10 protein-coding genes and 1 pseudogene are annotated in these 12,257 nt (G+C 60.0%); 4 read left to right on the plus strand and 7 right to left on the minus strand.

What is annotated here, in order from left to right; translation table 11 throughout:
- Positions 1 to 3: 3 nt before the first annotated feature.
- The 6 genes from PMI37_RS18200 to gcl all read right to left on the minus strand — a co-directional run bounded on the left by PMI37_RS18200 (position 4) and on the right by gcl (position 7,630).
- A complete protein-coding gene (locus tag PMI37_RS18200) occupies positions 4 to 918 on the minus strand; it encodes an urea transporter (RefSeq protein WP_008083500.1) in 915 nt (304 codons plus the stop codon).
- A 139-nt stretch (positions 919 to 1,057) separates the two neighbouring features.
- The gene (pyk, locus tag PMI37_RS18205) at positions 1,058 to 2,473 is read right to left on the minus strand and encodes a pyruvate kinase (RefSeq protein WP_008083502.1); all 1,416 of its coding nucleotides are present in this window, start codon (positions 2,471 to 2,473) and stop codon (positions 1,058 to 1,060) included.
- Positions 2,470 to 3,744, minus strand: coding sequence for a glycerate kinase type-2 family protein (locus PMI37_RS18210; RefSeq protein WP_008083503.1), 1,275 nt, complete (start codon positions 3,742 to 3,744; stop codon positions 2,470 to 2,472). Before PMI37_RS18210 ends, pyk begins: the two co-directional genes overlap by 4 nt.
- 163 nt (positions 3,745 to 3,907) lie before the next feature.
- Positions 3,908 to 4,801, minus strand: a complete 894-nt coding sequence (locus tag PMI37_RS18215) for a 2-hydroxy-3-oxopropionate reductase (protein ID WP_007919937.1) — start codon at positions 4,799 to 4,801, stop codon at positions 3,908 to 3,910.
- 132 nt (positions 4,802 to 4,933) lie between these two features.
- On the minus strand, positions 4,934 to 5,716 hold the full coding sequence (gene hyi, locus PMI37_RS18220; protein ID WP_008083506.1) for a hydroxypyruvate isomerase: 783 nt from the start codon (positions 5,714 to 5,716) through the stop codon (positions 4,934 to 4,936).
- A gap of 138 nt (positions 5,717 to 5,854) precedes the next feature.
- Positions 5,855 to 7,630, minus strand: coding sequence for a glyoxylate carboligase (gene gcl, locus PMI37_RS18225; RefSeq protein WP_008083509.1), 1,776 nt, complete (start codon positions 7,628 to 7,630; stop codon positions 5,855 to 5,857).
- Positions 7,631 to 7,898: 268 nt separating this feature from the next.
- Here gcl and PMI37_RS18230 point away from each other — a divergent pair, with 268 nt between their 5' ends.
- The 3 genes and pseudogenes from PMI37_RS18230 to PMI37_RS18240 all read left to right on the plus strand — a co-directional run bounded on the left by PMI37_RS18230 (position 7,899) and on the right by PMI37_RS18240 (position 10,200).
- A complete protein-coding gene (locus PMI37_RS18230) occupies positions 7,899 to 8,339 on the plus strand; it encodes a GlcG/HbpS family heme-binding protein (protein WP_008083511.1) in 441 nt (146 codons plus the stop codon).
- A 100-nt stretch (positions 8,340 to 8,439) separates the two neighbouring features.
- Entirely contained in the window at positions 8,440 to 9,510 is a 1,071-nt protein-coding gene (locus tag PMI37_RS18235) for an alpha/beta hydrolase (protein ID WP_008083513.1), read from the plus strand.
- 231 nt (positions 9,511 to 9,741) lie between these two features.
- A pseudogene (locus tag PMI37_RS18240) lies at positions 9,742 to 10,200 on the plus strand (REP-associated tyrosine transposase).
- A 246-nt stretch (positions 10,201 to 10,446) separates the two neighbouring features.
- Here PMI37_RS18240 and PMI37_RS18245 read toward each other — a convergent pair.
- Entirely contained in the window at positions 10,447 to 11,055 is a 609-nt protein-coding gene (locus PMI37_RS18245; RefSeq protein ID WP_008083515.1) for a TetR/AcrR family transcriptional regulator, read from the minus strand.
- Positions 11,056 to 11,190: 135 nt separating this feature from the next.
- On the opposite strand from PMI37_RS18245, the gene PMI37_RS18250 reads away from it, so the two are divergent.
- Positions 11,191 to 12,105 carry a DUF808 domain-containing protein gene (locus tag PMI37_RS18250; protein ID WP_008083517.1) on the plus strand — a complete coding sequence of 305 codons (915 nt, stop codon included), beginning with the start codon at positions 11,191 to 11,193 and terminating at the stop codon, positions 12,103 to 12,105.
- Positions 12,106 to 12,257: the final 152 nt, after the last annotated feature.

Consider the following 12,257-nt stretch of genomic DNA (forward strand, 5'->3'; position numbering starts at 1 on the left):
AGATCAGCGCAGCCTAGGTTGATTCTCCCCATGAGCGCAAGGCGCATGCTCGACCGGGGTTTTACCGAGCATCTGGATGCCGGCGCGGATCAGCCAGCCGGCGAGGATGAAGGGCGCGGTCAAAGTGGCCAGGCCGATGGCGGCAAACAGCGGCGTCACCAGCAACGCGAGAACGGTGCCGAGTAGCGGCAGCCACGGTTGTTGGCGTTGGCTGCTGAAGGCGAGGGCGGCCAGTACGGCGTTGTAGCTGCCCAGGCCTGAAAGCGCAGCGCTGGTTTCGTGGTGCAGCAGGCTGGAACCGAGGCCAATCGCCGAGGCCAGCAGTGCCCAGCCAAAGGCGCGGCGATCAGCGATCAGCAAACCGATCGCGATCAATGCGCCGGCCAGTGGATGACCGAGGAACATTACCTGGCCCAAACCACGCAGTTCGGCGGCGAGCAGGTTCCACGTGTTCATCTCGATAGGCGCCATCGGCGCCGACGGTTCGGCGAACAGCAGCAATACCCAACTCATGGCCACGAACGGCGAGGTGTAGGCCGGAATCGATCGGCTGCTGTAAACATGTTTGAGCCATTGCTGTGTGACCATCGCACTCAAACCGCCAGCGGCGAGAATCAGTGGTGGCAGCATTGGCGACCACGGGAAATACAGGCTCAGCAGCAAGCCGAGCAAGATGCCGTTGTAGCTGAACAGTCCGGCCTGACGATCAGCCTTGGCGTAGTTGCGCCGTTGCGCGGTGAGCAAACCGGCGACGGCGCCGAGCAGCGCACCGGCGAACAGCACCGGCGCGGTCAGCAGGATCGCCAACAGGCACAGCAGGCCGCACAGCGGATGGCGCTGGAGGAATATTTGACTGAAACCGTTGAGTAAAGCCTCGGCCCAGTCGGGGCAGTGGGTGTTGAAATGATTGGCAGGCATGTTGAGAAAATCTGGGCAGTTGATCGTTCCCACGCTCTGCGTGGGAATGCCTCAAAGGACGCTCTGCGTCTGCTCTTGGGACGCAGAGCGTCCCGGGCCGCATTCCCACGCAGAGCGTGGGAACGATCATGGTGGGCGGTTAAATCAATGTTTCGATACGCAGCGAGTTAGTCGATCCAGGCTGACCAAACGGCACGCCGGCGGTGATCAGCAGCGTGTCACCACGTTCGGCCATGCCTTGGGCCTGGGCGATTTCCAGCGCGGTCGAGCAGACTTCGTCAACCTGACGCAGGCGATCGTTGACCACCGAATGAATGCCCCACGCCACGCTCAAACGACGCGCGGTTTGCAGGTTCGGCGTGAGGTTGAGGATCGGCGCTTTTGGCCGTTCCCGCGCGGCACGCAAACTTGAGGTGCCCGACTCGCTGTAGTTGACCAGCACCGCCACCGGCAGCACGTTGCTGATGCGACGAATCGCGCAGCTGATCGCATCGGAAACAGTCGCTTCCGCCTTCGGCCGGCTGACGTCGAGCTGAGTCTGATAGTCCGGGCCGTTCTCCACTTGGCGGATGATCTTGCTCATCATCTGCACGGCTTCCAGCGGGTACTCGCCGGACGCCGTTTCTGCCGACAGCATCACCGCGTCAGCGCCTTCGGCCACGGCGTTGGCGACGTCAGTCACCTCGGCGCGGGTCGGGGCAGGGGAGAAGCGCATCGACTCGAGCATCTGCGTCGCCACCACCACCGGTTTGCCGAGTTCGCGGCAGGTGGTGATGATGTTTTTCTGGATCTGCGGCACGCTCTCGGCCGGCACTTCGACGCCGAGGTCACCGCGAGCCACCATGATCGCGTCACTCAATTCAGCGATTTCGCGCAGTTGTTCAACGGCGGAAGGCTTTTCGATTTTCGCCATCAGAAAGGCTTTGTCGCCGATCAGTGCGCGGGCTTCGATGATGTCCTGCGGACGCTGCACAAACGACAGCGCGACCCAGTCCACACCCAATTCCAGACCGAAGCTCAAATCACGGCGATCCTTGGCGGTCAGCGGGCTGAGGTCGAGCACGGCTTGCGGCACGTTGACGCCTTTGCGGTCCGACAATTCGCCGCCATTGAGCACGGTGGTGTCGATCGCATCGTCGTACTTGGTCACCACACGCAGACGCAGTTTGCCGTCGTCGAGCAGCAGATCCATGCCCGCTTCCAGCGCGGCAATGATTTCCGGATGCGGCAGATTCACCCGGCGCTCATCGCCCGGCGTTGCGTCCAGATCGAGACGGAAGGCCTGACCACGATGCAGTTGCACCTTGCCTTCAGCAAACTTGCCGACGCGCAGTTTCGGCCCCTGCAAGTCCATCAGAATGCCCAGCGGGTAGTTGAGCTGACGCTCGACTTCGCGGATCCACTGATAGCGCTTGGCGTGGTCGGCGTGATCGCCGTGGCTGAAGTTCAGGCGGAAGATATTCACCCCGGCCTCGACCAGTTCGCGGATGTCTTCGATGCCATCGACAGCAGGTCCGAGGGTGGCGAGGATTTTGACCTTTTTATCAGGCGTCATGATTTGCAGCTCTCAAGGATCAGAATGGCGCGGAAGTCGTTGACGTTGGTGCGGGTCGGCTCGGTGACGATCAGCGCATCGAGCGCCGAGAAATAGCCGTAGCCGTTGTTGTTATCCAGCTCGTCGCTGGCGCTCAAACCGAGGGCGGCGGCGCGGGCGTAGCTGTCCGGGGTCATGATCGCGCCGGCGTTGTCTTCCGAGCCGTCGATGCCGTCGGTGTCACCGGCCAGGGCATAGACGCCCGGCTGGCCTTTGAGATTTTCGGTCAGGCTCAGAAGGAATTCGGCGTTGCGTCCGCCACGGCCATTGCCGCGCACGGTCACGGTGGTTTCGCCACCGGACAAAATCACGCACGGCGCTGCCAATGGCTGACCGTGGTTGATGATCTGGCGGGCGATGCCGGCGTGGACTTTCGCCACTTCGCGCGACTCGCCTTCGAGGTCGCCAAGGATCAGCGTGCTGAAACCGGCCTGACGACATTTCACCGCAGCGGCATCCAGCGATTGCTGAGGACGGGCGATCAACTGGAAGTGGCTGCGCGCGAGGCTTGGGTCGCCGGGTTTGACGGTTTCCGACTCAGGGCTTTGCAGCCAGGTGCGCACGGAAGCCGGGATCTCGATGCCGTAGCGTTTGATGATCGCCAGCGCTTCGGCGGAAGTGCTTGGGTCGGCCACGGTCGGGCCGGAAGCGATGACCGTGGCGAGGTCGCCCGGTACATCGGAAATCGCGTAGGTGTAGACAGTGGCAGGCCAGCAGGCCTTGCCGAGACGGCCACCCTTGATCGCCGAGAGGTGCTTGCGCACGCAGTTCATCTCGCCGATGGTCGCGCCGGATTTGAGCAAGGCTTTGTTGATCGATTGCTTGTCGGCGAGGGTGATGCCTGCGGCCGGCAACGCCAGCAGGGCCGAGCCGCCACCGGAGAGCAGGAAGATTACGCGGTCGTCTTCGGTCAGGTTGCTGACCAGTTCGAGTACTCGTTTGGCCACGGCCAGACCGGCAGCGTCCGGCACCGGATGCGCGGCTTCGACCACTTCGATTTTTTCGCAGGGGGCGCCGTGACCGTAACGGGTCACCACCAGACCAGACACTTCACCTTGCCAGCAGCGCTCGACCACTTGCGCCATGGCAGCGGCGGCTTTGCCGGCGCCGATGACGATCACCCGGCCGGTACGATCGGCAGGCAGATGGGCTTCGAGAACCTGGTTCGGATGGGCCGCGTCGATGGCTGTGGCAAACAGCTCGCGCAGCAGTTGTTGCGGATCGACCGACATGGCGGGCTCCCAATCTTATTGTTCTTGGTTAATGCTGATGATCGTTCCCACGCTCTGCGTGGGAATGCCTCAATGGACGCTCTGCGTCCGCTTCGGCAGGGACGCGGAGCGTCCCGGGCTGCATTCCCACGCAGAGCGTGGGAACGAGCGACGGGGCAGTGGCTTATTTGTTGTCGCGGATCGAGAAGTTGGCCATGTGTTCCAGACCTTTGATCAACGCCGAGTGATCCCAGTTGCTGCCACCGATCGCTGCGCAGGTGCTGAACACTTGCTGGGCGTTGGCGGTGTTCGGCAGGTTGATGTTCAGCTCCTTGGCGCCTTGCAGGGCCAGGTTCAGGTCTTTCTGGTGCAGGCTGATGCGGAAGCCTGGATCGAAAGTGCCTTTGATCATGCGCTCGCCGTGCACTTCAAGGATCTTCGAGGACGCGAAACCACCCATCAGTGCTTCACGCACCTTGGCCGGATCAGCACCGTTTTTCGAAGCGAACAGCAGGGCTTCAGCGACGGCCTGAATGTTCAGGGCGACGATGATCTGATTCGCGACTTTGGCGGTTTGACCGTCGCCATTGCCACCGACCAGGGTGATGTTCTTGCCCATGGCCTGGAACAGCGGCAGCGCGCGTTCGAAGGCATCGGCGTCGCCACCGATCATGATGCTCAGCGTCGCGGCCTTGGCGCCGACTTCACCACCGGAAACCGGGGCGTCGAGGTACTGCGCGCCTTTCTCGTTGATCTTCGCGGCGAAAGCTTTGGTGGCGGTCGGCGAGATCGAGCTCATGTCGATGACGATTTTGCCTTTGCTCAGGCCAGCGGCAACGCCGTCGGCGCGGAACAGTACGTCGTCAACCTGTGGGGTATCCGGCACCATGACGATGATGAATTCAGCTTCCTGCGCGACTTCGCGCGGGTTGGCCAGGGCGACGGCGCCAGCGGCAACCAGGTCGGCCGGGGCGGCGTCGTGGTGCGCCGACAGGAACAGGCTGTGACCGGCTTTCTGCAGGTTCGAAGCCATTGGGTGGCCCATGATGCCGGTGCCGATAAATCCGATTTTAGCCATGAGAAAATCCTCTTGTTTTTGTATGTCTCCCTGTAGGAGCTGCCGCAGGCTGCGATCTTTTGATCTTGATCTTCAAAATAACAAGATCAAAAGATCGCAGCCTGCGGCAGCTCCTACAGGGTCATGTGTTTGTCAGATTGCGTTGTGCGACTTCAACCAGCCGAGGCCTGCTTCGGTGGTGGTCAGCGGCTTGTACTCGCAACCGACCCAACCCTGATAACCGATGCGATCCAGGTGTTCGAACAGGAAGCGGTAGTTGATCTCACCGGTGCCTGGTTCGTTGCGTCCCGGGTTGTCCGCGAGCTGCACATGGTTGATCTCGCCCAGGTGCGATTGCAGGGTGCGGGCCAGATCGCCTTCCATGATTTGCATGTGATAGATGTCGTATTGCAGATACAGGTTGGCGCTGCCGACCTGTTCGCGAATCGACAGGGCTTGCGCCGTGTTGTTCAGGTAGAAACCCGGGATGTCGCGGGTGTTGATCGCTTCCATCACCAGTTTGATGCCCGCCGCTTGCAGCTTGTCGGCCGCGTATTTCAGGTTGGCAACGAAGGTTTTTTCCACGGTGACATCGTCAACGCCTTGTGGACGGATACCGGCCAGGCAGTTGATCTGGGTGTTGCCCAGCACTTGTGCGTAAGCAATCGCCAGATCGACACCGGCGCGGAACTCTTCGACCCGATCCGGCAGGCAGGCGATACCGCGCTCGCCCTTGGCCCAGTCACCGGCCGGCAGGTTGAACAGCACTTGGGTCAGACCGTTGGCGTCGAGCTTGGCCTTGATTTCGGCAGAGCTGAAATCGTACGGGAACAGGTACTCGACACCGCTGAAACCAGCCTTGGCGGCGGCGTCGAAACGGGCAAGGAAATCCTGTTCGGTGAACAGCATGGACAGGTTGGCTGCGAAACGCGGCATGGTGGTCTCCCGTTCTAGATTCTCGTTCCCACGCTCTGCGTGGGAATGCCTCAATGGACGCTCTGCGTCCGCTTTGGGACGCAGAGCGTCCCGGGCTGCGTTCCCACGCAGAGCGTGGGAACGATCAGCGGTCAGCAGTTAATCAAGCAGCGAAATCGCCGTTGGCGCATCGTTGCCGACCAGCGCCAGGTCTTCGAATTCGTTGACGGCGTTGATCTCGGTACCCATGGAGATGTTGGTCACACGCTCCAGAATGATCTCGACGATGACCGGCACCTTGAACTCTTCGATCATCTGTTCGGCCTTGCGCAGGGCAGGGGCGATTTCCGATGGCTCGAACACACGCAGCGCTTTACAGCCAAGGCCTTCAGCCACTGCGACGTGGTCAACACCGTAACCGTTGAGTTCCGGCGCGTTCAGGTTATCGAAGGACAGCTGCACGCAGTAGTCCATTTCGAACCCGCGCTGTGCCTGACGGATCAGACCCAGGTACGAGTTGTTCACCACGACGTGGATGTACGGCAGTTTGAACTGAGCGCCGACCGCCAGTTCTTCGATCATGAACTGGAAGTCATAGTCCCCCGACAGGGCCACGACTTTGCGGTTCGGATCGGCCTTCACCACGCCCAGCGCTGCCGGAATGGTCCAGCCCAAAGGGCCTGCCTGGCCGCAGTTGATCCAGTGACGCGGCTTGTAGACGTGCAGGAACTGCGCGCCGGCAATCTGCGACAGACCAATGGTGCTGACGTAGCAGGTGTCCTTGCCGAACACCTGGTTCATTTCTTCGTAAACGCGCTGTGGTTTCACCGGCACGTTGTCGAAGTGGGTTTTGCGATGCAGGCTGGCTTTACGCTGCTGGCAGTCTTGCAGCCAGGCGCTGCGATTTTTCAGTTTGCCGGCGGCTTGCCATTCACGAGCGACTTCGATGAACACGGTCAGCGCGGCAGCAGCGTCGGAAACGATGCCCAGATCCGGCGTGAACACACGACCGATCTGCGTGCCTTCGATGTCGACGTGAATGAACTTGCGGCCTTCGGTGTAAACGTCAACCGAACCGGTGTGGCGGTTGGCCCAACGGTTGCCGATCCCCAACACCACGTCGGATTTCAGCATGGTGGCGTTGCCGTAACGGTGCGAAGTCTGCAGACCGACCATGCCGACCATCAACGGGTGATCGTCCGGGATGGTGCCCCAGCCCATCAGGGTCGGGATCACCGGGATGCCGGTCAGCTCAGCGAATTCAACCAGCAGATCGCTGGCGTCGGCGTTGATGATGCCGCCGCCGGCAACCAGCAATGGACGCTCGGCCTGATCGAGCAAAGCCAACGCTTTCTCGACCTGAACGCGAGTTGCGGTCGGCTTGGCCAATGGCAGCGGCTGGTAAGCGTCGATGTCGAATTCGATTTCGGCCATCTGCACGTCGAACGGCAGGTCGATCAGCACCGGGCCTGGACGGCCGGAGCGCATTTCAAAGAAGGCTTTCTGGAACGCGTAAGGCACTTGGCCCGGCTCCAGAACAGTGGTTGCCCACTTGGTGACTGGCTTGACGATGCTGGTGATGTCGACAGCCTGGAAGTCTTCCTTGTGCATACGGGCGCGGGGTGCCTGGCCGGTAATGCAGAGGATTGGAATCGAGTCGGCCGAGGCGCTGTAGAGCCCGGTGACCATGTCAGTACCGGCAGGGCCGGAAGTACCGATGCACACGCCGATGTTGCCGGCCTTGGTGCGGGTGTAGCCCTCGGCCATGTGCGAGGCGCCTTCAACGTGGCGAGCAAGGACGTGATCGATGCCACCGACTTTTTGCAAGGCGGAGTACAGCGGGTTGATGGCAGCGCCCGGGATGCCAAAAGCGGTATCAACCCCTTCACGGCGCATCACCAGAACGGCGGCTTCGATTGCTCTCATTTTGCTCATGGTTTTGTGCCTCTTTACGTTTTGTAATTGTATACAAGTGGCTTTGCGCAGAGTGTATTCACGGCGGACGGCGCAGGTCAATCCATTTTCTCAAGCGCCTGTTTCATTCGTCGTAAGCCTGTCTGAGTGTGGCTTTTCGTCGCATGTGGCGCTTTTCGAGAATTATTGTATACAAAAGAATAACTCATTGTGTTCTATTTGTTGCATCGGGCTGCGGCAGAAAAACGCAGCCCCACGACTTTCCCAATAACAAAATGAGGACGGCACCATGAGCGCTTTAACCTTGAAAGTCGCAGTCAAGCTGGTCAACGAAGCCATCAACGCCGGGCGCGGTATCAACGCCGCGCCGCTGACCATCGCGGTACTCGATACCGGCGGCCACCTGATCACCCTGCAACGTGAAGACGGCGCGAGCCTGCTGCGCCCGGATATCGCCATCGGCAAAGCCTGGGGCGCGATTGCCCTGGGTAAAGGCTCGCGCCTGCTCGCACTCGACGCGCAACAACGCCCGGCCTTTATTGCTGCACTGAACAGCATGGGTCAGGGCAGCGTCGTGCCGGCACCGGGCGGTGTGTTGATTCGCGATCAGGCCGGCAATGTGCTGGGAGCGATCGGCATCAGCGGCGATCTGTCGGACATCGATGAGCAAGTCGCCATTAAAGCGGTGGAGGCGCTGGAGCTGCGCGCGGATGCGGGGGTGGCGGCCTGACCGGAAAATAAATCAGCACGTCTGATGGCGTGATGATGACGAAGCGGGGCGGGGTCTATAGACTGCCGCCCCTCTCGTTTATGTATCAAGGAAGATCTGCGTGAAGACGCTATTTGCCATGACGATGGCCGCCGCCATCACCCTCTGCACGCCCGTCCTGCATGCGACGGAAGCCCCCGACGCCGACGAAATCGCCTTTAACGCGCTGAGCCCGGTGGTTTCTGCACTGCTCAACGCCGACGATGTACCGGAGTTGATGGAGCGGGCCGAGAAGCTCGAAGAAACCGACACGTTGCAGGCAATTGCGGTTTACCTGGCAGCCTCCCGTGAAGATCCCAAGCAACTGCTGGCGCCTTATCAGGTGGCGGCGCTGTTTGCCCGTCGTGGCGATGACCGACTGGCGCTGCGCTATCTGCAGGAGGCCGATGACCGTGGCCTGTGGTTCGGCCCGCTGCTGGCAGGGGACGAAGACTTCTCAGAGCTCCGCGACACCGCCACCTACAAATCCGTACTGGCCAGCGCGCAGCAGCGTTACAAGAAAATCGCCGAGGGCAAGGTTGGCGCGATTTCCGTGCTCAATCCGTCGGCGAAGATCCCGGTGCCCAAAGCCTGCCGCCCGGTGGTGGTGTGGCTGCACGGTTACGGCGTCAATGGCGAGCTGGATGCAGACTACCAGCCGCTGGCCGACACCGGCGCAATCATTCTGGGGATCAACGGCACGCAAATGATCAACGCGGTCGACAGCTTCCGCTGGATCGGCCCCGGTTTCGAAGGCACCCATCAAACCGTGCAGAAAGGCCTCAAAGCCCTCGAAGCCCAGCAATGCATCGACCGCAAACGCGTGTTTTTGATGGGCTTCTCGCAAGGTTCGCAACACGCTGGCGCGCTGTTGGCGCAACACCCGGACGATTACGCCGGCGCACTGCTGCTATCACCCGGCGGCAATCAACCGACGCCCACCGAAAGCAAGGCGCGCGGCAAGCGTGTGTTTGTCATCAATGGCAAAAAAGAAGGGCCGGGCAATCTACAGATGAGCGCCGATTTCCGCCAATTGTTCAGCGACGGCAACGAGGTCAAATCCCGCACCCACGAGGCCGGACACACCTTCCCGGACGACTGGAACACCTCGCTGCCGCAGGCGCTGCGCTGGTTGATGGGGGAGGAGGTTTGAGATGCGGGTGTATCGGTTTGATCGCTAGCGTCTGATCGATTGTCATCGCTGGCAAGCCAGCTCCCACAAGGTTTTTTGTCTTGTTCAGATTTTGTAACCAATACAAAAACCTGTGGGAGCTGGCTTGCCAGCGATGGCGGCCTGACTGACACATCAAGAAAAAAGACCAGCCCGCCAAATAGACCACTGAGGTCTAGCCTTCTGATGAACCCATCATGAAGGGGCAATGGATTGCCTGATCTTCCTGCTTCACATCGTCTGCGAGCCGGTCGCTATGCCGAGCCCAACCGCATCTATCTACTGACCACGAACACACTTGATCGAAAACCCATCTTCGCCGATTTCACTCTGGGCAGATTGGTCGTTCATCAATTTCGTCGCGCGCAAAATGTTGGACTGGCAAAGTCGTTGGCATGGGTAGTCATGCCGGATCATTTTCATTGGTTGATTGAGCTGGAAAACTGTTCGCTCAGAAGGCTGATGAGGGAAACCAAATCTTTGATTGCTCGGGACGTGAACGAGTGCAGCGGTCGAAGCGGGCCGCTTTGGCAGTAAGGCTTTCATGATCGTGCACTGCGGCGGGAGGAGGATTTGGTGAAGATGGCGCGGTATGTAGTGGCCAACCCGTTGCGGGCAGGCTTGGTGGAAAAGCTGGGTGATTATCCGCTGTGGGATGCCATTTGGATTTGATCTGAAACCGAGTTGCCTTCATCGCTGGCAAGCCAGCTCCCACAGGTTTTTGTGCTGGACAAAGATTTTGCATTTCTGCATGAGTGATTGTGAGAGTTGGCAAGTCAGTCCTGTGTTGGATGCAAATTTTGCAAACAACACAAATCCCTGTGGGAGCTGGCAAGTCAGTCCTGTGTTGGATTTAAGTTTTGCAAACAACACATATCCTGTGGGAGCTGGCTTGCCAGCGATAGCATCACCGCGGTCTTACTGATCCGGCTCACACCCCTTCAGCACCAACCGGATAATCGTCTGTGCCGCCGCCTCGTAATCCGCCTCGTCCAGCTTGTCCTTCCCTGTGACCGCAGAAATCTGCCAGTCAAAGTCGGCGTAGGTCTGGGTCGCCGCCCAGATGCTGAACATCAGGTGATTAGGGTCGATCGGGGCGATTTGCCCGCGGTCGATCCAGCTCTGGATGCAGTCGATGTTGTGCTTGGCCTGGCCGTTGAGCTGCTCGACCAGGTCGGCGCTCAAATGCGGGGCGCCGTGCATGATTTCGCTGGCGAACACCTTGGAGGCGAAGGGCAGGTCGCGGGAGATGCGGATCTTCGAGCGGATGTAGCCGCTCAGCACTTCGCTCGGTACACCGTCCGGGTTGAACGGCGTCGAGGCCTGCAGAATCGGCACGATGATGCTTTCCAATACCTCGCGGTAAAGGTTTTCCTTGGACTTGAAGTAATAGTAGACGTTGGGCTTGGGCAATCCCGCCTTGGCGGCGATGTCGCTGGTTTTGGTCGCAGCGAAGCCCTTGTCGGCAAACTCCTCACTGGCGGCACGCAGGATCAGTTCTTTGTTGCGCTCGCGGATTGTGCTCATAAACCCGGTGGTTCCTTGCCTGTTCTGGCGGTTGCGCATGGTAGCACCGGCCTCGCGCAGCGCTCAAGAATGCCCCGTGTGGTCTGTGGTCGCGTTATGCTTCGCAACATTCATACATAGAAGGAAACAGGATTCATGGCAGGAAGCAGTTTGCTGGTGCTGATCGACGATATCGCCACCGTTCTGGACGACGTTGCCTTGATGACCAAGATGGCCGCCAAGAAGACCGCCGGTGTGCTCGGTGACGATCTGGCGCTCAATGCCCAGCAAGTCTCCGGCGTGCGTGCCGAGCGGGAAATTCCCGTGGTCTGGGCGGTGGCCAAGGGTTCGTTCGTCAACAAACTGATCCTCGTGCCGTTGGCACTGGCAATCAGTGCGTTCGTGCCGTGGCTGGTGACACCGCTGTTGATGGTCGGCGGTGCGTACCTGTGTTTCGAAGGGTTCGAGAAGCTCGCGCACAAGTTTCTGCACAGCGAAGCTGAAGACGAGGCCGGGCACGCGCAGCTGACTGAGGCCGTGGCCGATCCGGCGACCGATCTGGTGGCGTATGAAAAGGACAAGATCAAAGGCGCAATCCGCACCGACTTCATTCTTTCAGCGGAAATCATCGCGATTACGCTCGGCACTGTGGCGGACGCTTCGCTGACTCAGCAAGTGATCGTGATGTCTGGCATCGCCATTGTCATGACGGTCGGTGTTTACGGTCTGGTGGCGGGCATCGTCAAACTCGACGACCTCGGCCTGTGGTTGACGCAGAAGCCTGGGCAGATGGCCAAAAAGATTGGCAGCGGCATTCTCAGCGCTGCGCCGTACATGATGAAAACCTTGTCGGTGGTCGGTACAGCGGCGATGTTCCTGGTCGGCGGCGGCATCCTGACTCACGGCGTGCCGGTGCTGCATCACTGGATTGAAGGCGTTGGTGCGGCGGCCGGCAGTGTCGGGTTTGCGGTGCCGATGTTGCTCAACGGTGTCGCGGGGATCATCGCTGGTGCGGTGGTGTTGGCGGTGGTTTCCGTTGTCGGCAAAATCTGGAAATCTGTTAAAGGCTAAAAGATCGCAGCCTTCGGCAGCTCCTACATGGGCATCGCGCACCCCCTGTAGGAGCTGCCGCAGGCTGCGATCCCTTGATCTAAAAAAAAGGGGCCATTCGACTCGCATCGAATGGCCCCTTTGTGTGTCTGCTGTCCCGTCCTGAATAAGGT

Source organism: Pseudomonas sp. GM80 (assembly GCF_000282515.1).
Taxonomy (GTDB): Bacteria; Pseudomonadota; Gammaproteobacteria; order Pseudomonadales; family Pseudomonadaceae; genus Aquipseudomonas.

Excerpts from the sequence above, each read along its gene's own strand:
- PMI37_RS18200 (WP_008083500.1), bottom strand. The coding sequence starts at position 918 with ATGCCTGCCAATCATTTCAACACCCACTGCCCCGACTGGGCCGAGGCT.
- PMI37_RS18230 (WP_008083511.1), top strand. The coding sequence starts at position 7,899 with ATGAGCGCTTTAACCTTGAAAGTCGCAGTCAAGCTGGTCAACGAAGCC.
- hyi (WP_008083506.1), bottom strand. The coding sequence starts at position 5,716 with ATGCCGCGTTTCGCAGCCAACCTGTCCATGCTGTTCACCGAACAGGAT.
- PMI37_RS18210 (WP_008083503.1), bottom strand. The coding sequence starts at position 3,744 with ATGTCGGTCGATCCGCAACAACTGCTGCGCGAGCTGTTTGCCACAGCC.
- gcl (WP_008083509.1), bottom strand. The coding sequence starts at position 7,630 with ATGAGCAAAATGAGAGCAATCGAAGCCGCCGTTCTGGTGATGCGCCGT.
- PMI37_RS18215 (WP_007919937.1), bottom strand. The coding sequence starts at position 4,801 with ATGGCTAAAATCGGATTTATCGGCACCGGCATCATGGGCCACCCAATG.
- PMI37_RS18245 (WP_008083515.1), bottom strand. The coding sequence starts at position 11,055 with ATGAGCACAATCCGCGAGCGCAACAAAGAACTGATCCTGCGTGCCGCC.
- PMI37_RS18250 (WP_008083517.1), top strand. The coding sequence starts at position 11,191 with ATGGCAGGAAGCAGTTTGCTGGTGCTGATCGACGATATCGCCACCGTT.
- pyk (WP_008083502.1), bottom strand. The coding sequence starts at position 2,473 with ATGACGCCTGATAAAAAGGTCAAAATCCTCGCCACCCTCGGACCTGCT.